At 50.3% G+C, this 23005-nt stretch carries 18 protein-coding genes and 1 other RNA gene; all 19 read right to left on the bottom strand.

What is annotated here, in order from left to right; translation table 11 throughout:
• Window positions 1-77: 77 nt before the first annotated feature.
• Complete coding sequence (locus ACXAFR_RS16780; protein WP_475178857.1) at window positions 78-1010, bottom strand: peptidoglycan DD-metalloendopeptidase family protein; 933 nt, start codon at window positions 1008-1010, stop codon at window positions 78-80.
• Between the two features lie 224 nt (window positions 1011-1234).
• Complete coding sequence (gene lpxC, locus ACXAFR_RS16775) at window positions 1235-2149, bottom strand: UDP-3-O-acyl-N-acetylglucosamine deacetylase (protein WP_475178855.1); 915 nt, start codon at window positions 2147-2149, stop codon at window positions 1235-1237.
• Window positions 2150-2522: 373 nt separating this feature from the next.
• The gene (ftsZ, locus tag ACXAFR_RS16770) at window positions 2523-3692 is read right to left on the bottom strand and encodes a cell division protein FtsZ (RefSeq protein ID WP_475178854.1); all 1170 of its coding nucleotides are present in this window, start codon (window positions 3690-3692) and stop codon (window positions 2523-2525) included.
• An 81-nt stretch (window positions 3693-3773) separates the two neighbouring features.
• Window positions 3774-5012, bottom strand: a complete 1239-nt coding sequence (gene ftsA, locus ACXAFR_RS16765) for a cell division protein FtsA (RefSeq protein ID WP_475178853.1) — start codon at window positions 5010-5012, stop codon at window positions 3774-3776.
• A gap of 64 nt (window positions 5013-5076) precedes the next feature.
• Window positions 5077-5901 carry a cell division protein FtsQ/DivIB gene (locus ACXAFR_RS16760; RefSeq protein ID WP_475178852.1) on the bottom strand — a complete coding sequence of 275 codons (825 nt, stop codon included), beginning with the start codon at window positions 5899-5901 and terminating at the stop codon, window positions 5077-5079.
• Window positions 5888-6847 carry a D-alanine--D-alanine ligase gene (locus ACXAFR_RS16755; protein WP_475179046.1) on the bottom strand — a complete coding sequence of 320 codons (960 nt, stop codon included), beginning with the start codon at window positions 6845-6847 and terminating at the stop codon, window positions 5888-5890. The genes ACXAFR_RS16760 and ACXAFR_RS16755 overlap by 14 nt, the downstream gene beginning before the upstream one ends.
• 31 nt (window positions 6848-6878) lie before the next feature.
• On the bottom strand, window positions 6879-8297 hold the full coding sequence (murC, locus tag ACXAFR_RS16750; RefSeq protein WP_475178850.1) for a UDP-N-acetylmuramate--L-alanine ligase: 1419 nt from the start codon (window positions 8295-8297) through the stop codon (window positions 6879-6881).
• A gap of 15 nt (window positions 8298-8312) precedes the next feature.
• Window positions 8313-9383 carry an undecaprenyldiphospho-muramoylpentapeptide beta-N-acetylglucosaminyltransferase gene (gene murG / locus ACXAFR_RS16745; protein ID WP_475178848.1) on the bottom strand — a complete coding sequence of 357 codons (1071 nt, stop codon included), beginning with the start codon at window positions 9381-9383 and terminating at the stop codon, window positions 8313-8315.
• Window positions 9380-10612 (bottom strand): putative lipid II flippase FtsW, encoded by a 1233-nt coding sequence (ftsW, locus tag ACXAFR_RS16740; RefSeq protein WP_475178847.1) that lies wholly within the window; start codon window positions 10610-10612, stop codon window positions 9380-9382. Before ftsW ends, murG begins: the two co-directional genes overlap by 4 nt.
• A complete protein-coding gene (gene murD / locus ACXAFR_RS16735) occupies window positions 10609-11958 on the bottom strand; it encodes a UDP-N-acetylmuramoyl-L-alanine--D-glutamate ligase (RefSeq protein ID WP_475178846.1) in 1350 nt (449 codons plus the stop codon). Before murD ends, ftsW begins: the two co-directional genes overlap by 4 nt.
• An 18-nt stretch (window positions 11959-11976) precedes the next feature.
• Window positions 11977-13059, bottom strand: coding sequence for a phospho-N-acetylmuramoyl-pentapeptide-transferase (mraY, locus tag ACXAFR_RS16730; RefSeq protein WP_475178844.1), 1083 nt, complete (start codon window positions 13057-13059; stop codon window positions 11977-11979).
• Window positions 13059-14504 (bottom strand): UDP-N-acetylmuramoyl-tripeptide--D-alanyl-D-alanine ligase, encoded by a 1446-nt coding sequence (locus ACXAFR_RS16725; RefSeq protein ID WP_475178843.1) that lies wholly within the window; start codon window positions 14502-14504, stop codon window positions 13059-13061. The genes mraY and ACXAFR_RS16725 overlap by 1 nt, the downstream gene beginning before the upstream one ends.
• Entirely contained in the window at window positions 14501-16060 is a 1560-nt protein-coding gene (locus ACXAFR_RS16720; protein ID WP_475179045.1) for a UDP-N-acetylmuramoyl-L-alanyl-D-glutamate--2,6-diaminopimelate ligase, read from the bottom strand. The genes ACXAFR_RS16725 and ACXAFR_RS16720 overlap by 4 nt, the downstream gene beginning before the upstream one ends.
• The gene (locus tag ACXAFR_RS16715) at window positions 16060-17832 is read right to left on the bottom strand and encodes a peptidoglycan D,D-transpeptidase FtsI family protein (protein ID WP_475178841.1); all 1773 of its coding nucleotides are present in this window, start codon (window positions 17830-17832) and stop codon (window positions 16060-16062) included. The genes ACXAFR_RS16720 and ACXAFR_RS16715 overlap by 1 nt, the downstream gene beginning before the upstream one ends.
• Window positions 17829-18128, bottom strand: a complete 300-nt coding sequence (gene ftsL / locus ACXAFR_RS16710; RefSeq protein ID WP_475178840.1) for a cell division protein FtsL — start codon at window positions 18126-18128, stop codon at window positions 17829-17831. Before ftsL ends, ACXAFR_RS16715 begins: the two co-directional genes overlap by 4 nt.
• Complete coding sequence (gene rsmH, locus ACXAFR_RS16705; RefSeq protein WP_475178839.1) at window positions 18125-19063, bottom strand: 16S rRNA (cytosine(1402)-N(4))-methyltransferase RsmH; 939 nt, start codon at window positions 19061-19063, stop codon at window positions 18125-18127. The genes ftsL and rsmH overlap by 4 nt, the downstream gene beginning before the upstream one ends.
• Window positions 19063-19518 (bottom strand): division/cell wall cluster transcriptional repressor MraZ, encoded by a 456-nt coding sequence (gene mraZ / locus ACXAFR_RS16700; RefSeq protein ID WP_475178837.1) that lies wholly within the window; start codon window positions 19516-19518, stop codon window positions 19063-19065. Before mraZ ends, rsmH begins: the two co-directional genes overlap by 1 nt.
• A gap of 424 nt (window positions 19519-19942) precedes the next feature.
• Window positions 19943-22198: a glucosylglycerol-phosphate synthase gene (gene ggpS / locus ACXAFR_RS16695; RefSeq protein WP_475178836.1), complete on the bottom strand. Its 2256-nt coding sequence runs from the start codon at window positions 22196-22198 to the stop codon at window positions 19943-19945.
• Window positions 22199-22496: 298 nt separating this feature from the next.
• An RNA gene (gene rnpB / locus ACXAFR_RS16690) (RNase P RNA component class A) lies at window positions 22497-22857 on the bottom strand.
• Window positions 22858-23005 lie beyond the last annotated feature (148 nt).

The raw sequence follows: 23005 nt of genomic DNA, 5'->3' as shown, positions 1-23005 counted from the left end.
GATCATTTCAAGTCATGAACTGGCGCTTGACAATAAAAGACGGCAAAGTTTACCGCAATAGGGAGGATGTCGCAGCGTCAGCGACTGGCGCGATGAATATAGGTGGATGGATCAACAGCCCGGCCGTGCTTATAGACCTCAAAATGAACATGTGGTCCCGTAGAACGACCACTGGAACCCATTAAGGCGATAACCTGCCCTTTTTTGATGACATCACCAACAGCGACCAGATTTTTTGAATTGTGTGCATAACGGGTACTGAAACCCTGGCCATGGTTGACCTCAACCATTTGGCCATAACCACTGCGCTTGCCAGACCAGGTCACGACGCCAGACGCTACCGCAACGATATCGGACCCCATTTTGCCGGCAAAATCGACCCCGTTATGCCAAGCGATATTGCCGTTGAATGGATCTGTTCTGCGTCCAAACCGAGATGACATCCAGCCTTTTTTGATTGGTCGACCGGCAACAAACAACTCATCCTGGATCTTTCGCTTGGCCAACAGTGCTTCCAGCGCATCGAGCTGAGTTTCGCGATCTGCAACCTGCTCAGCCAACTGATCAATCACCTGAAGAAAATCCGGACCAGCAACCATTTCGCCAGGCAAGCTGGACTCTGGCCCACCCAATGCTGGGGCCTCACTGAAATCGAATTCGCCCTCATCCAGCTTAGCCATAGTCGTGAGCCGCTCACCCAGAGCATCAAGACGGGTAAGACGCGCTTGCAGCGCCGCCGTCCTGAGCGCCAAAGCATCCACTTGCTCTTCGGCTCTCTGTTTTACGGATTGCAACTCTTGCCGTTGCTCATCAACGCGTTCGGCCCAGGCACGAGCAAGGTCCTCAGAGAGGAGATCATCACTGCGATCTTGCTTAAAAACTTCCGGTTTCCAGACACCCACACCAGCGACGGCAGAGAGCGAGAGGACCACCGCCAGGCACAAAGTACGGCTGGACAGCGACAGCGTGCGCGTCTGACCGGTTTTCTCCCTGACAATTATGAATTTCATCGGTGGCCCGTTTCGTTGTGATTCCAGTGACTCTGTCACAATCCGACATTTTGGCGCATTGTGTGGCGATATGCCAGACAACACGCCGACGGAATATTTCCGCCATCCATTCGTGTTGACGGCTCTGATAGTCAAACTATGGCACAGCGGGGAGAGAACCCCCAAAAGATTCGAGGTGAGTTACCTATGCCGTGGAAACCTCTACACAGCCATCGTGAACAAAGTCACGAAACTGCGAGCACAGGTTTTATGTAGGATATTGGAGCAGACTTGTCGTCTTCGAATGTCACAAACTCCCAGGCATCCTTGTCAGCTATGAGTTGGCGCAGAGATTTGTTATTGAGCCCATGCCCAGATTTATGCGCCTTAAATTCACCAATCAAACTGTTACCTAAAAGATACAAATCACCAATAGCGTCAAGTATCTTATGCTTTACAAATTCATCTTCGTAACGCAAGCCGTCTTCATTGAGAATACGATATTCATCAACCACGATGGCGTTATCAACACTGCCACCCTTAGCCAAACCTTTTGAGCGCAAATACTCGATTTCGTGCATAAACCCAAAAGTACGCGCACGACTGACTTCCTTTACAAATGACGTACTCGAAAAGTCGACCGATGCAGACAGTTTTTTACCGCGAAATACCGGATGGTCAAAATCAATGGAGAAAGATACTTTAAAACCATTAAAGGGTAAGAAGCTCGCGGTCTTATCCCCCTCGCTGACGTGTATTGGGCGTTTAATACGGATAAATTTCTTGACCGCTTGCTGCTCTTGAATGCCAGCAGACTGAATCAGGAAAACAAAAGGCCCCGCGGACCCATCCATAATTGGTACTTCGGCAGCGCTGACTTCAACTATTGCGTTATCGATACCCATGCCCGCCATAGCGGACAACAAATGCTCTACAGTAGAAACCCGCACACCGTCTTTAACCAACGTGGTCGAAAGAGTTGTATCCCCGACATTTTCTGCATGAGCTTTGATTTCAACGACAGGATCTAAATCGACGCGGCGGAATATGATGCCGGTATCGGCAGGAGCTGGAAGTAGAGTGAGGTAGATCTTTTCCCCCGTGTGCAAACCTACCCCTGTTGCGCGGATAGTGTTCTTAAGGGTACGTTGTCTGATCACGAGGCCAAAATCACCTTTTCAAATTTGAGTGCGGGAAAACGCGGAATTTTAGCAAGATTCGCCCACTGCAACCACTTTTTTTGAGCGCGCAGCTTACTATACGCATTTATAGCGCAAAGGAATATTGACGCAAAACCTCGTATTTTTACGAAGATTGCGAACGTTAGGCACAAGTTTTTCAGTTGAATGCACGTTATTTTGCTAAACCGCATAGGCCAACGGCATTACACTGCCTAGCCGTTTATCAACTGAATGCAGACACCTAAAAAACAGTCGTCAATAGCACCTGCTAAAGACGCAAACCAGAACCCTCACGACAACAGGCACAAGCGAGAAGAGTGTTCTGGCGCGTCTTTACAACAAGCGACCGAAATCAGTCAGCTTGTCTGCGCAAGAACGCCGGAATATCCAGGTATTCCATGTCTTTATCTTCCGTCGGACGTTTCAATGCTGATGATGTGGTATTTACCATTGGCTGGTTGCGCATTACGGTTGGACGATCAAACGCCGCATAGTCAACCTGTCCGGTGGTGCGACGAGTGGCATCCATAACGGCTTTAGAGGCAGAAGTTTCTGTCTCTTCCACAGCAGCGCCCAAACCGGTCGCAACAACGGTTACCCGCAATTCGTCGGTCATATCTGGGTCAATAACGGTACCAACAACGACCGTAGCATCCGCAGAAGCAAATTCTTCGACGGTATCGCCCACCTCAGAGAACTCGCCCAATGACATATCTAGTCCCGCTGTAATGTTGACGAGAATGCCACGCGCGCCTTGCAGATCGATATCTTCAAGAAGAGGACTTCGAATCGCTGCTTCCGCCGCTTCACGAGCGCGGTTTTCGCCTTTGGCACAGCCCGTACCCATCATCGCCATACCCATTTCAGACATCACCGTGCGAACGTCAGCAAAGTCGACGTTGATCATTCCCGGACGGATAATCAAATCGGCGATACCTTGAACAGCACCCAACAATACGTCGTTTGCTGCCTTGAAAGCGTTCAACAGGCTGGTGGTTTTACCCAGTACAGCCAACAGCTTTTCATTCGGGATGATAATCAGCGAATCCACATGCTCTTGCAGCTCACGAATACCTTGCTGCGCCACGGTCATACGCTTTTTACCTTCAAAAGGAAAAGGCTTGGTCACGACAGCAACCGTGAGAATGCCGAGCTCTTTGGCAACTTCTGCAACGACCGGTGCGCCACCGGTTCCGGTGCCTCCTCCCATGCCTGCAGTAATGAATACCATGTCAGCACCGCTGATCACTTCGGCAATACGATCGCGATCTTCTTGTGCCGCCTGGCGACCAATTTCCGGATTGGCACCTGCTCCCAAACCTTTCGTAATACCCGTTCCCAATTGCAGAACGGTACGAGTATCGATGTCTTTTAGCGCCTGTGCATCGGTATTGGCGCAAACAAATTCAACACCGTCCACGTGATTGGCAATCATGTGTTTTACTGCATTGCCACCACCACCGCCAATGCCGACGACTTTGATAATGGCGTTTTGTGGTACGTTATCCACCAACTCAAACATAGTTTTCCCCTCGCTTTTGCTTTGCCGTTGTGCTTACCAAAATTCCTAATGTAACTCCTGCTACCCAGACATGGCTCTGGATCAGAAGCTTCCCTGAAACCATTCTCTGACCTTTCCCCACCAACCATTATTTATCTGTCGAGGATTGCTCAAAGGCCGGCGTCCATCCTGTTGCTGCTGCTTGGCATAGTGCAGCAAACCGACACCGGTTGAATAAATTGGGTTGGAAACAATATCTTTTAAGCCGCTGATGTTTTGCGGTGTTCCCAGTCGTACCGGCATGTGGAAAATTTCCTCTGCCAATTCCACCACACCTTCCATTTTCGATGTGCCACCAGTCAATACAATTCCGGCAGGCAGCAAATCTTCGAATCCACTGCGACGCAATTCCGCTTGTATCAACGTGAACAATTCTTCGTACCGAGGCTCAACCACTTCTGCCAATGCCTGTCGCGACAAATCCCGTGGATTGCGCTCGCCGACACTGGGCACTTTGATGGTTTCCTCCGGACTGGTCAGCTTCGCCAGTGCACAGGCGTATTTAATTTTTATTTCTTCAGCATGTGGCGTTGGCGTTCTCAACGCCATTGCAATGTCGTTTGTCACCTGATCGCCTGCGATCGGAATCACTCCGGTATGCCGAATAGATCCTGCAGTATAGATCGCAATATCGGTTGTGCCACCGCCAATATCAACCATACAGACGCCAAGTTCTTTTTCGTCGTCTGTTAGCACCGCGTGACTCGATGCCAGCTGCTCAAGAATGATGTCTTCGACGTCTAATCCGCAACGGCGAATACATTTTTCAATATTCTGCGCCGCGTTTACGGCACAAGTGACAAGGTGGACTTTTGCCTCCAGACGCACACCCGACATTCCTAAAGGTTCGCGCACACCCTCTTGATCATCAATCAAATATTCCTGTGGCAAAATATGCAGAATTTTCTGATCGGCGGGAATCGCCACTGCCTGCGCAGCGTCAATAACCCGATCCAGATCTTGAGGAAACACCTCCCGGTCTTTTATCGCCACGATGCCGTGGGAATTCAGACTACGTATGTGGCTGCCGGCAATTCCAGCGTACACTGAATGAATCTGGCAGCCAGCCATCAGCTCTGCCTCTTCGACAGCACGCTGTATGGATTGAACCGTAGACTCGATATTGACGACGACCCCTTTTTTTAATCCGGAAGAGCGATGCGTGCCTATCCCGATTACTTCGATGTGTCCGTCATCAACCAGCTCGCCGACGATAGCGACAACCTTAGAGGTGCCAATATCCAGGCCGACGATCATTCGGTTGTCAGTGTGTTGGGCCATTCAGTTTCCCCAATATTCTCTCAATTCACCTACCGCCTGCGTTTATCTAAACGTCGCAGACTGGTTATCTGGCACCGCCAGGTTGTTGTGCAAGGACGTTGACATCGTCACGCCACTGCACGGCAATTCCGTTGAAATACCGCAAATCGACTCGGCTAAGATCAAGCCAGCGTACGTTTAATTCAGCCTCATATACCGCGAGAAACCGATCCAATCTGGCGTCGGTTTCTTCGCGTCCCAATACCAACTCAACATCGTTATCAAGGGTTACTGTCCAGTTACGCGTCGCATCACAAGCGAGACGCTTAACAGTCAACTGCTCCGGTTTTAGTCGCGCTGAGATGTCCCGGTATTTGGACATAATTTCTTCTTCCATACCGTCTTCAGCAACCAACACCGGCAGCCCATCTAGCTCGGCAGCCGCCGAATCTTTGTCTGCAAACTGAATAACCTCTCCGCGCTGATTCAACGCGTCATGATCACCCCAGCGAGCAATCGGACGATGCTCTACAATCGAGATCTCCAGCCGGTACGGCCAGCGACGTACGATTTGCGCAGTGTCAATCCAAGGCAATTCTTCCAGGGATTCTCTAATTTCTTCTAAATCCTGCCGAAAAAAACTGTCGTTCATTCCCGCATAAACCCGCTCGGCCACGCTCTCCCGAGCGACATGACGAAATTCACCTTTCACGCTGACTTTCTGCACGGGCGTCTGTAGAACCTGTTCGGCTTTTTCTACAGCCAGATAACCACCTCCCGTCAGGGCAAGCGTCCAACCACAGATCATCAACACTCTGCGCGCATACCGACCCGCAGCAGCAAATCTCTGTGGTTGCTGCTCTTGCTGGCTACGGCGACTTGCGCCAGACGCGGACTTACGCGCGGCCATGCTCCGGCTCCATCGTTTGATCCAAAATTGCCACGACCAGCTGCTCAAAAGACATACCCTGGTGTTTGGCGGCCATAGGCACCAGGCTGTGATCAGTCATGCCCGGAACCGTATTTATTTCCAACACATAAAAATTGCCATCTGCGTCAGCCATCACGTCTGCACGCCCCCAGCCCTGACATCCAAGCGCCGTGAAGGCAGCTTCTGCCAATGCCTTTAATTCCTGCTCTTTTTCTTCGCTCAGTCCACACGGGCAGATATAGCGGGTATCGTCAGCAATGTATTTGGCGTCGTAATCGTAAAACCGATGTTCCGTTTCCAGCTTAATGGCAGGTAGCGCCACTCCATCAAGAATGCCGACGGTATATTCAGCCCCTCGAATCATTTTTTCTGCCAGCACACTGTGGTCATAGCGCGAGGCCTGCTCGTAAGCTCGCTTCAATTCATCCAGATCGGACACTGGCGTCATGCCAATGCTCGATCCTTCATGAGCTGGTTTAACCATGAGGTCAGCGCCCAACTCGTCAACGACCAGAGACAAAGTCGATTCAGCCAGCAAAGACCACGGTGGTGTCGGGATCCCCGAGGACATGAATATTTGCTTGCTCTTCAATTTGTCCATTGCAATCGCAGAACCTTGTACACCACTTCCGGTATAGGGAAGTCCAAAAAATTCTAATAGCGCCTGTATACGTCCATCTTCACCACCTGAGCCATGCAGTGCGATAAAAACGCGATCGCCAGCCTCCTGCTGAAGGCATTCAATAACTTGTTCACCAACATCAATCAGGCGAGCATCTATTCCACTAGCTACCAACGCGTCGAATACTGCCTTTCCGCTTTTAAGCGACACTTCTCTCTCGGCAGATAAGCCACCGTAAAGCACCAGCACCCTGCCGTAATCTTCTGGCGTGTGTTTCATACCTAAAGTATGGTCGCTTTTCATCATTTGTGCTCTTTCATCCTAAAAAAAGCAGTTATTGGAGGCCGCGTTTAGCCAGTTCACTGGCGAGTTGGCCAATATTTCCCGCGCCTTGGGTTAAAACAATGTCTCCCGGCTGTACAACATCGGCGATAATTTCCGGAACACCATCAACACCTTCAACAAAAATTGGATCGACCTGCCCTCGAACTCGCAAACTTCGACACAGGTGGCGACTATCCGCTCCCGTGATTGGCGTTTCGCCAGCACTGTAAACCTCAAGAAGCACAAGACTGTCTACCTGAGACAACACTTCGACGAAATCTTCATACAAATCTCGCGTTCGCGTATAACGATGAGGTTGATACACCATTAATAAACGACGCTCTGGCCATCCAGCACGAATCGCGGCGATGGTGGCTGCAACTTCACGCGGGTGATGACCATAGTCGTCCACCAACATGGCCTCACCGCTACCGACAGGAAAGTCGCCGTAAATTTCAAAACGACGCCCGACACCTTGAAATTTCTTTAAGCCATTAATAATGGCTTCATCCTCTATACCTTCATCCGTTGCTACGGCAACCGCAGCCAACGCATTTAAAACGTTGTGATCACCCGGTAAGTTCAGGGTTATATCCAAATCCGGTAGATCGTCCGGGCGCAGAGCGGTAAATCGGGTTGACAGCCCTTCCTGAACGATATTTTTCGCACGAAAATCATTTTGATCGCCGAAACCGTAAGTAAGAACCGGTCGCGCAATCGCCGGTATAATTTCTTCAACGACGGGATCGTCGCCACAGACAACCGCCAGCCCGTAAAATGGCAAATTGTGAAGAAAATCTACGTAGGTCTTTTTAACATTGCCAAAATCACCGTCGTAGGTATCCATGTGATCGGCATCAATGTTGGTAACGACCGAGAGCATCGGTTGAAGATGCAAAAATGAAGCGTCACTTTCATCGGCCTCTGCCACCAAATAACGACTTGCGCCCAACTGTGCGTTTGCACCCGCGCTGTTTAACAGTCCACCGATAACAAATGTAGGGTCACATCCACCCTCTGCCAGAACTGAAGCAATCAAACTGGTGGTCGTGGTTTTTCCATGGGTTCCCGCAACGGCAATCCCGTGTCGATAGCGCATCAACTCAGCCAGCATTTCTGCACGACGAACAATCGGAATGCGCTGCTCACGAGCGCCAATCAATTCAGGATTCGTCGCATCAACAGCTGTGGAATTCACCACAACATCGACGCCTTGGACGTGAGCAGAGTCGTGACCGAAAAATACCGTCATGCCCTTATCCTGTAAGCGTTGCGTCACTCGGGTTTCACGCATATCCGAGCCGCTAATGTCATATCCCTGATTGTGCAGGACTTCAGCAATTCCACTCATACCAGCACCACCGATGCCGATAAAGTGAATTCGCCGAATCCGGCGCATTTCAGGGATTTCGTTAAAATTTCTAACCATGTCTATTACCGATGCCTATCCGGACACCATTTGTTCACAAAGTTCCGCAACGTCTTGTGCTGCCTGGGGCTTCGCCAGCTGCCTGGCGGCCTTCCCCATCTGTTTTAACGCTTCAGAATCCGATATCCACGCGCTTAAAAATTCTGCGATTGCCTGCGGATCCAGGTTTTTTTGCTGACGTATAACCGCCGCTCCGCTTTTCTCTAGCCACTCTGCATTACGAGTCTGATGATCATCGATTGCAAAAGGAAACGGCACAAGCAGTGCGCCTCGCCCGGCCAATGCCAATTCACTTACTGTCAGCGCACCAGAGCGACAAATAACTAAATCAGCCCATTCATACGCTGCAGCCATATCGTCAATAAATGACAGAACCTCAGCCTCGACACCCGCGTCTTGGTAATGCTGAACCGTTGCCTCCAGATGTTTTTTACCGGTTTGATGTTGCACAATTGGCCGCTTTTCTTTCGGCAATTGAGCAATAGCCTGCGGAACCAACTCGTTTAGCGCCTGCGCCCCTAAACTGCCGCCCAAAACCAATACATGTAAGGGGCGAGTCGCATCGATTGAAATTGGCGAAACCGAAGCAATCTCATCGCGGACGGGATTACCAACATGTACGGATCTCGGCAAACTATCGGGAAACGCGGTTAGTATTTTGCTCGCAAATTTCGACAGCAACTTATTCGTCGTCCCGGCAATGGCATTTTGCTCGTGGATGACAACGGGCTTTCCCAACGTCCAGGCAGCAACGCCTCCCGGCCCTGAGGCAAAACCACCAAAACCCAACACCAAATCTGCCTGCATGGCTTTCAAAAAGTGTCTTGCTTGAAGCACAGCTTTAGTCAGTAAAAATGGTGCTTTCAGTAAACTGAATAGCCCCTTTCCACGAACACCTTCTATCGTTAACAAATGCAGAGGAATATCGGCTTTAGGCACCAATTCGTATTCAATTCCCCGAGCCGTACCCAGCCATTCAACGACAGCGCCACGCTCCTGCAATTTTTTCGCAACCGCTAAGGCGGGAAAAACATGCCCCCCGGTTCCACCGGCCATAATCGCGATTCGCATCGTCGGCTTGCTCATGCTGTAGCCTCCGCCGCTTTTCGCTTCAAACCCTCGCGGATTGATTGTGCTCGCGCTTGCCGCTTGGCCGTGTCTCGCTCAGTCTGATGCAGCTCCCAATCGCAACGCAACACCAACGCAATTAACGTGGACGACGCCAACAAGCTGCTCCCACCATAACTGATAAAAGGCATAGTGAGCCCTTTTGTGGGCAGCAAACCTGAAGCAACTCCGACATTGATAAAGGCTTGCCCGGCAAACATTACGGCCACACCAAAAATCGCATAGCAACTGAATCGCATATCGGATTTAAGCGCTCGACGCGCGACCAAAAGCAACATAACGACCAAGGCAACAAACAGTGCCAGTATCAGAATCACGCCAACCAACCCAAGCTCTTCTGCAATAATCGCAAAGATAAAATCCGTATGTGCTTCAGGAAGATAAAATTGCTTTTGAACGCTGTTACCCAACCCCAACCCCAACCACTCTCCGCGGCCAAACGCGATCAGGGACTGAGTCAATTGATAACCGGTATCAAACTGGTCCGCCCACGGATCTCGAAAGGTAATCAACCGCTGCAGTCGATACGGTGTCTGGGTAGCCAGTAGGAATAAGCTCCCTAAGGCCATGCCAATCAACAGCAAAAACTGCCAAACTTTTACTCCAGCCAAAAAGAGCATCGCCATCACTGTGCCAATGAGCACGACCGACGCACCAAAATCTGGCTCTAACAATAAAAGCAATGTGGCAATCCCAAGGATTACCAACGGTTTAAAAATAGCCGCCCAGTGCTCAAGAAGTGTATGTCCATGGCGAGCAAGAAAACTGCCGTAAAAAATAATCAAACAAAACTTGGCCATTTCAGACGTCTGGATTGCAATGGGTCCCAAAGCAATCCAGCGTTGGCTGCCATTGACCCGCTTACCAACCATCGGTAACAGAACAACAACCAGCATAACGATCGCGAGAACCAGCATGAGCCCACCACTGCGCTCCCAGAAACTGACAGGAACCAGAAACACACAAATGCCTGCCAGCAATCCAATAATGCCAAACGCCGCATAGCGCTTGGTGTAAAACCAAGGGTCATGCAAATTTAAATCGGCGTGGGAAATGGAAGCGGAGCTCACCATTACCAGACCAACGGACATTAACGCCAGGGTCAGTAACAAAATCGGCCAATGCAAACCATTGCTGTAGGTTTGAAACGACTCTCCAGCCTGCCTCATCAAAGAAAGCTGCTTCATTTCGCAACCTCATTAACGGCGTGACAGAAGACTTCTCCACGATGCTCAAACCCTGAGAACATATCGAAACTGGCGCAGGCGGGCGATAACAATACCAGGTCGCCCTCCTCGGCCATGGATGATGCCTTAGAGACAGCATCCTGCATTGAGGTCGCAGCGATCGACGTCACACGATCAGAAAATACGTCTGCGATACGTTCACCATCGGCACCAATCGTCACCACGCCCTTCAGCGAATCAGCCGCGTCCAGCAAGGGGGAAAAATCTGCACCCTTTCCAACACCGCCAGCGATCAGCACAATGCTGCTATCGCCTCGAGAAACCCCTTTTAATGCCGCTAAAGTTGCTCCGACATTCGTCCCCTTGGAATCATTGATGTAGGTAACGCCTTGCCACTCAAGTACCGTTTCGCAGCGATGGCGAAGCCCGTGAAAAGTCCGCAATGTTTCGAGCATGGCGTCCATGGGCAGGCCTATCGCCTCACCTATGGCCAATGCTGCCAAGCTGTTGGAAATATTGTGTCGCCCTGACATTGCCAGATCTGCCACAGGCATTAAGGCCTTGAACTCATGAGCAAGATGTTCACACCCGTCAACGTCGATCACGCCGAACCCTCGACGATCTGGACGCCCATCCCCAAAGTTCGAAAAGCTTGCACTCGTTGCCAACGGCGGCGCGGTCAACGGATCGTCTCGGTTAAAAACGAAATGCTTTGCCCCTAAATAAATGCGCTGCTTAACCCGATGATAATCTGCAAGAGACGCATACCTGTCCATGTGGTCTTCACTGATGTTCAGTACACAGGCAACATAAGCATTAATGCGGGAAATCGTTTCTAGCTGAAAACTGGACAATTCCAGCACATAAAAATCCGGCTCGGGCTGAGACAAAAGATCCAACGCCGCCAAGCCAATATTTCCACCGACCAGTGCCTTCTTCCCGGCAGTATTGATCATCTCTCCGACCAAGGTCGTCACGGTGCTTTTCGCATTGGATCCCGTGATCGCAACGATGGGTGCCTTAGCAGCACGAACGAAAAGTTCTATATCACCAACAATCGACACACCCGCTTGCTTGGCAGCCATCAAAGCCGGTACTTGCAATGACAGCCCGGGGCTCACGATGATTTCTGTCAGGCTGGACAACAGCTCTGCATCGAGCTCTCCGCACTGTAAAACGACCTCGGGAAATTCTTTTGAAATCAATTCCAATGCCGGAGGCTGATCTCGAGTGTCCAGCCATATAAAAGGGCGCTTTTGGCGCTGCAGATAGCGCGCAACCGATTGCCCGGTAACTCCCGTACCGAGAATCGCGCATGTATCACTGCTAGCTATCAACTCACTCACAACTTTGCTCGTATGTCGTTAACGCAACTTAAGTGTTGCCAAACCAATCAGCACTAACATTAATGTAATAATCCAAAAACGCACTATGACCCGGGGTTCGGGCCAGCCTTTCAATTCGAAGTGGTGATGTAATGGCGCCATTCGGAAGATTCGTCGCCCAGTCAACTTGAAAGAGGCCACCTGCAAAATGACTGAGACGGTCTCCATGACAAATACACCGCCCATAATAAAGAAAACAATTTCGTGCCGAACAATGACGGCAATAGTTCCCAGCGCAGCCCCTAACGCCAAAGCGCCGACATCTCCCATAAAGACTTGCGCGGGATAGGTGTTGAACCAGAGGAAACCAAGCCCTGCACCGCCGATTGCAGCACAGAAGATCAACAGCTCACCTGCCCCCGCCACATAGGGAATCTGCAAGTAATTAGCAAACTGGGAATGGCCAACCAGATAAGCAATAATGCCAAGAGCGCCACCAACGAGAACCGTCGGCATAATCGCCAAGCCATCAAGGCCATCGGTAAGATTGACCGCATTACTGGAGCCCACAATCACAAAATAGGTTAGCGGCAGATACAGCAGCCCTAAATCAACCGCTACAGATTTCAAAAAAGGAACAAACAACTGTTGCTCAACGGGCGAATGCGCCGTCTGCAAAAGAATGATCGCTGCGGCAACCGCGGCCAAAGACTGCCAAAAATACTTCCAGCGCGCGGGTAATCCTCTAGAATTCTTCTCCACGACTTTGCGGTAATCGTCCACCCAGCCAATAGCGCCACAGACAAACGTCACAAATAAAACCACCCAAACAAACCGGTTGGATAAATCGGACCACAGCAAAACACTGACAAAAATGGAGGCTAAAATCAGTGCCCCTCCCATAGTGGGAGTTCCTGATTTACTTAAATGAGATTGGGGTCCGTCGTTGCGTACGGCCTGGCCTATCTGCAGCAAATTTAATTTGCGAATCATCCACGGGCCCAGTAAAAGCGACATAGTTAATGCCGTCATAATGCCGAGAATGCCACGCAGCGTTAGATACTGGAAAACACCAATCGGAGAAAAAAATTGTTGCAGATACCCTGCCAGCCAAAACAGCATTAGTGACTTTCTCCAACCCCCGCCTGTGTACGCAATTGCGGCCAGACTCTGTCGATGACAGCCTCCATTCGCGCACTTCTTGAACCTTTAAATAGAAAAACCTGATCGTGTTGACGGCGTGCACTAAGCCACGCCACTAAAATATCCACATCACTAAAGTGCTGAGCCCCCTGAAAATCAGATTCCGAATTTTGCAGAGCTGATTGAAAAGCACCAGATACCAAAGCGCTATTGCGTCCAACAGTTACCAAATGCTCTAAGCCCATTTCCTGTAACGTCTTTCCCAATGCCCTTAGCATGACTTCAGCATTTTCACCGAGTTCCGCGAGATCCCCCAGCACTAGCGTATTTTTTTTACCAAACTGTGCGAGGTCGACTAACACATTTGCGGCAGCGACTACTGATCCTGGATTGGCGTTATAGGTATCATCAATTACCAAAGCCGACTCGCCAGCTTCGAGCGTTGCCAGTCGCCCTTTTATGGGTTGTACGCTATGCAAGCCAGCAACAACTTGGTCAAGTGTTAAACCAGCAGCAATCGCACACGCCGCAGATGCCAACGCGTTAGAAACGTTCTGACGGCCGAGAATATTTAACTGCACAAATTTCTGGACACCTTCATAGTGAAGGTTAAATCCATAGCAACCCCGACGATCAACGCATAAATTTGCAGCAATAACATCAGCAGGCTTATTTAACGCAAATGTTAACTGTCGAACATCCGGACGAACGTTGGCCATTTCTTCCTGCCAAACCGACGCGTAGGAAATATCCTGATTGAAAATTGCCGTACCACCGGGAGCAAGCTGTCGATAGATATCTGATTTCTCTTTCGCAACACCCTCTTCGCTGCCCAACCCTTCAAGGTGCGCAGCCATGACGTTATTGACCAGAGCGACATTGGGTTCGGCAATAGAAGCCAGGTACCCAATCTCACCAGGAAAACTGGTACCCATTTCAATCACAGCAAAATCATGCTGGTTCGTTAACCGCAACAACGTTAGTGGCATACCAATCTGATTGTTGAAATTACCTTCAGTTGCCAGGGTATCGCCAACACCCGTTAAAATCGTTGCCAGAATTTCTTTGACCGTCGTTTTACCACAGCTCCCCGTCAAGCCGATCAAAGGACGCGTGAACCGTTGACGATTAATACGAGCGACTTCACCTAACGCCCTAGAGGAGTCCTTCGTAATCAATTGCGGCAAGAGCGCAGAATCAATTTTACGTTCGACCACTGCTGCAGCCGCACAAGCATCCGCAACCGCTGTTAAAAATTCATGGGCATCATGGTTTTCACCCTGCAGGGCAACAAACAAATCCCCCGCGACTACCTCCCGACTGTCAATCACCACCCGGTCAACGGCAACATCAACGAGATCTGCAGCCACTTCGGAAATACCAAGGCGAGCGGCAAGATCTTGAAGCTCCACAACACCGATCATCGAGATACCTCTGGATCGGTTGCTACAGGTCTCACCTGGAGGGCTGAACGAGCAATCGCCAAATCGCTGAAAGGCAATCGGTCTTTACCAATAATTTGATAATCTTCATGGCCCTTGCCGGCAATGAGAACACAATCTCCGGCAGCAGCCTGCTCAATGGCAAACCGTATCGCTGTCTCCCGATCCAGAATTCTGTGGACAGCTTCCGGATGACCGAAACCACGGACAACGTCATCTAAAATCCGCACAGGGTCTTCTGTACGAGGATTGTCGCTGGTCACGACAACAAAATCCGACATGGCCTCTGTTGCCTCGGCCATCAACGGACGCTTACCTCGATCCCGATCACCACCGCAGCCAAATACGCACCAGATATTACCTCTGACATGTGCACGGATCGCAGTCAACACAGACGTAAGCGCATCGGCCGTATGCGCATAGTCAATCAGCACAGTGATATCCGAATCTTTGCCTACCAGCTCAAGCCGCCCAGGAACAGGCGTCAATTGCCGACAGTTTTGCACCAACATATCAACCGGATAGCCCAGCGCGTAACCACATGCGATCACGCCTAGTAGATTGGCGATATTAAAGCGGCCCCACAATGGCGTGGAAACTCTGAACTGCCCTTCAGGACTGCAGACAGTAAAGCTACTTCCAAATGCATTTAACGCGATATCTCGAACATGAAAATCGGCTGACGTATTTTCAACGCCGTATTGGATTATGCGAACGCCAGGCTTTGCAGCATTAACGAAGTCACTGGCGTAAACATCATCGGCGTTGACAACAGCAGCTGACAAACTGGAAAAACCCATCAAGCGGGCTTTTGCTTTAACATACTCCGCTAGCGAGCCATGGTAATCGAGATGATCACGGCCAATGTTCGTTAGGAGAGCGACATCAAAATTGACACCATTCACACGCCCTTGATCCAAACTGTGAGAAGACACCTCCATCGCAACAAACTGACAAGATCCCGCGCGCATTTCGGCCAGTATTTTCTGTACATCAATTGGCCCTGGAGTCGTTAAACCCGTCTGTTTCAACCGGCGTCCGTTGCCATAACCAAGCGTGCCAATTGTACCCGCATGAGCACCGTCGCTAGACTTTGCAGCACTTTTTCCCTGCGATTTTTGGTTTTGCAGCAGCGGCTCAATTATTTCCGCAAGCCATTGACAGCAACTGGTCTTGCCATTGGTTCCCGTGACACCAACCATGGTCATGTGATGTGACGGATTGTCATACCAATAAGCAGCCAATCTACCTAGCTGTTTACTCAAATCGGGAATGATTACCTGCGGCACTCGACCAATGCTTCCAAGCGCAAATTCAGCGCCTTCAACCAGCAATAATGCCGCACCTTTTGCGACCGCGCTCTCGATATACTCACGGCCATCATTCTCACTGCCAATCACCGCCACAAACGTTTCCCCGCTTGTAATTCTGCGGCTGTCCGACTGCAAAGGCCCTACGCTTAAAGTAGCGAAGCTGCCCAAAGGCAGCTCCGGAAAAAGATCTTGTAGAACGGGGAAGTTCAGCAAAGGTTCAGGCATCACGATAGCGGCCTCTTCTGCGGATCCTTGTCGTTGTTCACCAGAATTCCGCGATTTTCATTACTCGGTAATTCCGGAGGAACATGAAGCATTCGCAAGGCACCATCGACCACTCGCGAGAAAACCGGGCCAGCAACCTCGCCTCCGAAATACTTTCCAGCGGTCGGCTCCTCAATAACAACGATCGTGACAACGCTCGGGTTATTTGCTGGCGCCATACCCGCAAAAACAGAACGATATCGGTCATCGGCATAACCGTTTGCACCCACCTTGTGGACTGTGCCGGTCTTTCCTGCTGCCGGATAATTTACGATTTGCGCTTTATGACCTGTACCCCCGGATTGCAGTACCGTTTTTAGCATTTCACGGGTTTGCAACGCGATGTTCTCGGCAACGACACGCTCGCCCTCGGGTGCTTCATCACGACGCAACAGACTCACTGGCTTTTTAATTCCACCATTAGCGATCACCGAATACGCCTGAGCCAACTGCAATGCAGAGACGCTCATGCCGTAGCCAAATGAGAAGTTAGCTTGTTCGATCCGGCTCCAATGAGCACGTGCGGGCAGGATGCCTATACCTTCTCCGGGAAAGCCAACGCCAGTACCCTGTCCAAGACCCGTACGGTAAAACATATCGCGGATCGTTTCCGGCTCCATGGACAACGCAACCTTGCTGATCCCCACTTGGCTGGACTTAGTAATCACATGGGTCAAATCAAGACGGCCGTAATTCTTAGGGTCCAACAGAGTCTTACGACCAACTCGCATGTAACCCGGACTGGTATCAATGATGCTCTCTGGACGAAACAATCCGCTTTCTAATGCCGCCATCACGGTGAGCGGCTTCATAGTAGAACCTGGCTCAATTTGATCGGTAATCGCACGATTACGTACAGCGCTCAAATCCATGCCACGACGATTGTTCGGATTAAAAGATGGCTGATTAACCATCGCCAAAACCTCACCCGTTTTGGCATCCAACATAACAAGGCTGCCGGATTTCGCTCGATGATTTGTTACTGCCTGCTTGAGCTCGCGGTACGCTAAATATTGAAGGCGAAGATCAATACTCAGCTCAATATCTTTACCCTGAGCTGGGGCCTCAATAATGCCGTTATCACGAATGACGCGACCTTTTAAGTCACGAATGACTTGCTTGCGGCCAGATTTTCCCGTCAGCCAACTGTCATAGGCCAGCTCCATACCTTCCTGGCCACGCTCATCAATATTGGTGAAACCAACCAACTGCGCGGTGACTTCAGCAGCAGGATAGTAGCGCTGATATTCGGTGCGACCGTAGACGCCAGCCCAACCGCCGGCTAAAACGTCGTCCGCGTCCTGGGGTGATAAATTACGCTTTAAATAAATAAATTCCTTTTTAAAATGACGCTGCATTTTATCTCTTAGCCGCGCTTCAGTCGTCGAAAGAGCCGCGGCCAAAGCCGACAACTGAGACGGTTCGGCCAACACCTGCTTGGGATTCGCCCACAGAGATACGACCGGAGTACTAAGAGCTAAAGGTTCGCCATTGCGATCGAGAATTGAGCCACGGTTAGCGGCGATTGATTCGGTTCGAACGGAACGTACGTCTCCCTGCCGCTGCAAAAATTCATAACCACGATCGTTTCCAGGCACTACCTGCAACATCGCCACATGCCAAACAAGCAACGCCGGCAGAACAGCGATAATGAGCAGCACGCTGACAATTCTCCAGCGAGCAATCGCAAACACTTTCTGCTTTGCTTTTTTTCCTGCCTGTCTCGGTTTCATTTCGCATTAACCACTATCAATTGTTCGCCAGATGGAAGCACCATCTCCAATTTTGATGACGCCTCCTTTTCAATCCGTGAATAGGCCGCCCATGCGCCCCTTTCCAACATAAACTGACCGCGCTGCAGCTGCAGACTGGTCATTTCCCGCCGGAGCTCTTCCAAACGGTTAACTTGGAGACGTGCATCGTGAGTCGATTTAACGACCCCTAAAGCACTGATAATTACTAGCCCCCAAACAACACCTAACAACACCTGCATGACAGGTTTGCTAACAGGCCTTCCCTTGCTAGTCATTGTATTTTTTCCGCTACTCTCATCACGGCACTGCGAGAACGAGGGTTACCGGTGACTTCCTTCTCACTGGCTCGAATGGCTTTGCCTATCGGCTTCATCCGTCGCTCCAGATCCATCTCTCGAATCGGCAAATTGGCAGGCATCTGCTTACCCCTATGCTGATCGCGAATGAACCGCTTCACGATCCGATCCTCCAGCGAGTGAAAACTGATAACGACTAATCGTCCTCCCGGCCTTAAGACTTCCAACGCTTGCGGTAAGAACAACTCCAAATCCTGCAGCTCGCTATTTACTTTGATGCGAATCGCCTGGAAGGTCTTAGTCGCAGGATGCCGCCCCTTCTCCCATGCCGGATGAGCTGCCGCCGTAATTTCAGCTAATTGTTTTGTGGTGGTTATTGCCCCTCGAACCCTCTCAGCACATATTGCTGCAGCAATTCGTTTCGCAAAACGCTCTTCACCGTAAGTTTTTAAAACGGTGACCAGCTCTTTTTCGGAGACAATAGCCAACCAATCGGCAGCACTCTGGCCACTGCCGTTATCCATTCGCATATCCAGGGGACCATCGTTGAGAAAGCTGAAGCCGCGATGTGCTTCATCGAGCTGCGGTGAGGAAACACCGAGATCGACCAAAATGCCATCCACTAATCCCATGGAATCCATTCCTTCAGCCAGGCTCTGCAATTTTGCAAAACTGCCTTGCACTATCGAGAACCTGTCGTCTTCCGTTGCCAGCCGCTGCCCAGTTGCAATGGCTTCAGGATCTTTATCGATCGCCAGCAGGGAACCACCTGTTCCCAAACTGTTTAAAATTTCTTGGCTGTGACCACCGCGCCCAAAGGTACCATCGATGTAACGTCCATCGGTTTGAACGGCTAATCCGTCAACGGCTTCAGCCAGTAATACAGCCCTATGGCCAGAACTCTGTGCGTCCATTAAAAGGATACGGTCATCATCTCGGCGGCAGCTTGGTCGTCGTCAATGGATTCATCCATCCACTTATACCAACGCTCTTCGCTCCATAATTCCAACTTCTTGCCCTGCCCGACCAATAAAAGTTTCTTGTCCAGAAATGCATAATCTCTGAGCCCGGCAGGCATCAGAATTCTTCCATGGCCATCCAACTCAAGCGTGGTGGCATAACCAATCAGAATTCGCTGGGTTCTTTTGGCTAACTTGTTGAAGCTGGGCAACTGCTCAATGGTCGGCAAGACTTCCTGCCAGCGAGGTTCTGTGTAGATCCAGACACAACGCTCCAACGAATTGGGATCCGGGTTGGCAGTAACGACGATTTTGCCGCCACTTTGCTCCATCAACATCTCGCGTACCCCTTTGGGTATCGCGATACGCCCTTTGGCGTCCATGCTGATGGTCTGACTGCCCTGAAACACGTTTTCCCACCAACAAGTTAAGAAATTCCAAAATTTACCACTTTAACCCACTATTCCCCACTATAAATGCGGACTGAGTAAAGTCAAGAAATTCACCTGCACAGAAGGAAGCAAAGTGCCTTGAAATGGGGCACAAATTTGACATGACAGGCCGAAGGCCCGCAGAAAGAGCATTGAAAAGCCATTATGATTCAATAGACTAGCTATAGAACCTAATGCAAAACATTAAATGTCAGACTTTTTAATCAATGAAATAGCCTCAAGCTATAATCTATGGATATAAGGCACCTGTACCCCTTGAAAAACCTGGGATTGGCGCCGAATAAAACAAAGTTGACAACTTTGTTTCGACAGCTAAAGACTGTATATCAATACAGCACCAAAAGCAAAGCCTAGCGTTGCTTTTGGTGCCGAAAATACCGTTTCAGGCAACCGACAAATACTTTGAGTTTTTCTGGCACTTGCGGATGGCTTCCATAAACTCATCCCCCCAGTTTCCAATATCGTTGTATTTCACCACTTCGTAAGCTTCTCGCATACGAGTTCCGGCTTCTTCCTCATCCATAGTCAATGCCCGATAACAGGTCTCAACCAGATCGTGGTAGTCATGAGGATTGGTCAGCAAAGCCCCTTTAAGCTCAGCAGCAGCACCGGCAAATTCGGACAGAACCAGAATACCGTTACCCTCCGTCATGCCCTGCACTGCAACAAATTCTTTCGCCACCAGGTTCAAACCATCCCGCAACGGGGTGATCCACATAATGTCTGCCAGGGCGTAATAGGCGACCAAGTCGTCAAACGGGAAGCTTCTGAAGAAAAATTGCACAGGCGTCCAACCGACACGAGCGTAACGACCGTTAATCCGTCCAACAACCTGCTCAATTTGCACCTGCAACTTTCGATAGATTGTCATCTCTTTGGCAGCAGGAACGCAAATTGTCACCAGAGTGATTTTTCCTATCATCTCCTCATATCGGCTGAGAAGCATTTCGAATGCCTCCAACTTTTGCAAGATTCCTTTAGTGTAGTCTAATCTTTCGACAGACAAGATCACTCGGGCGCCATCGAGTCCTTTTTTCAAATTTGCCGTCTTTTCCTGGTTCTCTGGCGTATGAAGCGCCCGCTCCACTCGCTTCAAATCCAACCCTACCGGCAGAGCACCCAGCCGTATAACGCGACCATTGACCTCAATCTCTGTGGTCATTTCGTCCAAGCCCACAGCGCATCCATAGGTCAGGAATTTCGGCGCACACGTTGTTCTTTCCCGCACCTCGATAGGCGTTACCCCTCTGGCAACATCAACAAAATTCTCTGCCTGACGGGGTATATGGAAACCAATGAAATCACACTGCAGCAAACTGCCGATAATGTCGCGACGCCATGGCAACACGTTGAAGACATCAGCTGAGGGGAAATAAGTATGATGAAAGAACGCGATGGTGACATCAGGTCGCATTTCACGCAGAAATGCAGGCACCATCCATAGGTTGTAATCATGAATCCAGATGACCGCGTTTTCAGCAGCCTCGCTAGCAGTTCTTTCGGCAAATAACCGATTCACCTCAAGGAAAACCTCCCAGTGATCCTCGCGGAACTTCGCCTGTTCCCAAAACGTGTGCAACGTTGGCCAAAAAGCTTCTTTGGAAAATTTCTTGTAGAAAATGTCGACTTGCTTCTTGGTGAGTGCCACACGAGAGCAAATGAGCTCTGGATACAACTCGGTATCCACTTCGGTTCGATCTTCAAAATCGCCACTGCCATCATCAACAGACCAAGCTACCCACGACCCTTTCTTACCATCCGCAAAGAAACTGAGCAACGTCGGAATGATGCCGTTGGGTGACAGTGGACGACGACGAATCATAACGCCGTTTTCCACAACCTCTTCATAGGGAAGCCGGTGATAGACAATCAACAGGTCTGACTGACCCGGATCGATCATCGACTGGGTATCTTCTGCAATCTCTTTTCCGGTGAAAAACTTGAAGTGCTCTATGGCCTCAAGAATTCCTCCGCAACCTTCTTCAATCGCATGAAAGACTCCCTCGATGCCTTTCGTCTGCTCCTTTAATCCTGGCTCGGCATTACCCACGCAGACGCCACAAAAGCCTTGTCGAAACAGGGACAAATCATTCAACGAGTCTCCAGCGACAACAACGTCTTTGACATCCAACCCCAGATGATCGACGAGCGTCTTAAGCGTTGACCCCTTATTGATATCTTTGGGAAGAAAATCCAGATAGCGACCACCTGAATACAATAATTCGCAACCCAGCTCATCAGCGATAGCACGTAATTCGTCAGTCACCGCATCGGGCTCACAGTAAAAGGAACAACGCCGCTCTTGCGGAACGTCCTGTCGCTGCAATCCAGACAAATGCGCAACCGCTTTCTCGATAACATACTCACCCGGCCAACGACTGTCGATTTCGGCCTGTAGAGGCTGGATGGTTTGCAAGCCATCACCTTCGACCACAGTCGCACCGACGTCACAAATAATATAAGACGGTTGAGGAATCGTCGGATCTGACAACAGCGGCATGACAGATTCCAAGCCTCTGCCGGTGACAAAGACCAATTCGATTTCATCCAGATGCGCAGACATGAGCTGGTAAAGCTGATGCCTCACGGAGGACTCCCCAGCCAAGAAGGTTCCATCCAGATCTGTTGCTAACAGCATTGAGTTCTCCCATAAATTTCGTATAAGCGAGGGGCACCCGTGGAAAGCTCGACCGACCGATGGTTGACGATGTAGGTGCGTAAAAGACACTCTTTTTTCAGAGCAGCCGAACAATGCGCCGTTGAAGACGCCACGGGAAACAACAATTTACTACGTTTTATCCTGCTAATTTGTTCAGCCTACAGGCGAATGGCGCCAAAGCCCTCGCAAATGATACTGCCGTGAAGCGCTAAGCCTCGGGATCGGCAAATCCCAAGCGCACAAAACGACAAGCCAGTCACGCTTGCCGTTGTTGAAAAAGTAAAGCGGGTCGATAAGCCGGGTTCTGTCGTGGACAGTCATTCATCTGGGACGGTTGTCACCAACCGCCTCTAGCAACCTACCCGCCCTCAGTGCGGGTCACACCATAGAGGGCCTATTTGGTCTTGCTCCGAACGGGGTTTACCGTGCCACGAACTGTTGCCAGTCGCGCGGTGCGCTCTTACCGCACCCTTTCACCCTTACCTGTGCCCGGGGGCCATCGGCGGTTTGCTCTCTGCTGCACTTTCCGTAGACTTTCGTCTCCCAGGCGTTACCTGGCGTTCTACCCTGCGGAGCCCGGACTTTCCTCCCTGCCGCCGGGTTTGCACCTGGGGCAAAGCGACTGTCTGACCTGCTTCACCCCGGAGGCTAACCCGCAACGCGCCGGGAATCAAGTTCCACGATACAGGCCCGGAGGCCAGCAGCCTCCCCATTCCCTGGATATTTCGTACCAATAAGCGGCGAATCCTTTATACTTCGGCTTCGAAATACCGAAATCGTTGTAAT

This window comes from Pseudomaricurvus sp. ABR4_320, assembly GCF_056159445.1.
The sequence above is the reverse complement of the archived record's forward strand: the minus strand, read 5'-3'. Positions and strand labels throughout refer to the sequence as shown.

Bases quoted from the DNA above. Each gene is read 5' to 3' on its own strand.
- ACXAFR_RS16780 (WP_475178857.1), bottom strand. From the start codon at position 1,010: ATGAAATTCATAATTGTCAGGGAGAAAACCGGTCAGACGCGCACGCTG.
- ftsZ (WP_475178854.1), bottom strand. From the start codon at position 3,692: ATGTTTGAGTTGGTGGATAACGTACCACAAAACGCCATTATCAAAGTC.
- ftsA (WP_475178853.1), bottom strand. From the start codon at position 5,012: ATGGCCCAACACACTGACAACCGAATGATCGTCGGCCTGGATATTGGC.
- ACXAFR_RS16760 (WP_475178852.1), bottom strand. From the start codon at position 5,901: ATGGCCGCGCGTAAGTCCGCGTCTGGCGCAAGTCGCCGTAGCCAGCAA.
- ACXAFR_RS16755 (WP_475179046.1), bottom strand. From the start codon at position 6,847: ATGAAAAGCGACCATACTTTAGGTATGAAACACACGCCAGAAGATTAC.
- murC (WP_475178850.1), bottom strand. From the start codon at position 8,297: ATGGTTAGAAATTTTAACGAAATCCCTGAAATGCGCCGGATTCGGCGA.
- murG (WP_475178848.1), bottom strand. From the start codon at position 9,383: ATGAGCAAGCCGACGATGCGAATCGCGATTATGGCCGGTGGAACCGGG.
- ftsW (WP_475178847.1), bottom strand. From the start codon at position 10,612: ATGAAGCAGCTTTCTTTGATGAGGCAGGCTGGAGAGTCGTTTCAAACC.
- mraY (WP_475178844.1), bottom strand. From the start codon at position 13,059: ATGCTGTTTTGGCTGGCAGGGTATCTGCAACAATTTTTTTCTCCGATT.
- ACXAFR_RS16725 (WP_475178843.1), bottom strand. From the start codon at position 14,504: ATGATCGGTGTTGTGGAGCTTCAAGATCTTGCCGCTCGCCTTGGTATT.
- ACXAFR_RS16720 (WP_475179045.1), bottom strand. From the start codon at position 16,060: ATGCCTGAACCTTTGCTGAACTTCCCCGTTCTACAAGATCTTTTTCCG.
- ACXAFR_RS16715 (WP_475178841.1), bottom strand. From the start codon at position 17,832: ATGAAACCGAGACAGGCAGGAAAAAAAGCAAAGCAGAAAGTGTTTGCG.
- ftsL (WP_475178840.1), bottom strand. From the start codon at position 18,128: ATGACTAGCAAGGGAAGGCCTGTTAGCAAACCTGTCATGCAGGTGTTG.
- rsmH (WP_475178839.1), bottom strand. From the start codon at position 19,063: ATGGACGCACAGAGTTCTGGCCATAGGGCTGTATTACTGGCTGAAGCC.
- ggpS (WP_475178836.1), bottom strand. From the start codon at position 22,198: ATGCTGTTAGCAACAGATCTGGATGGAACCTTCTTGGCTGGGGAGTCC.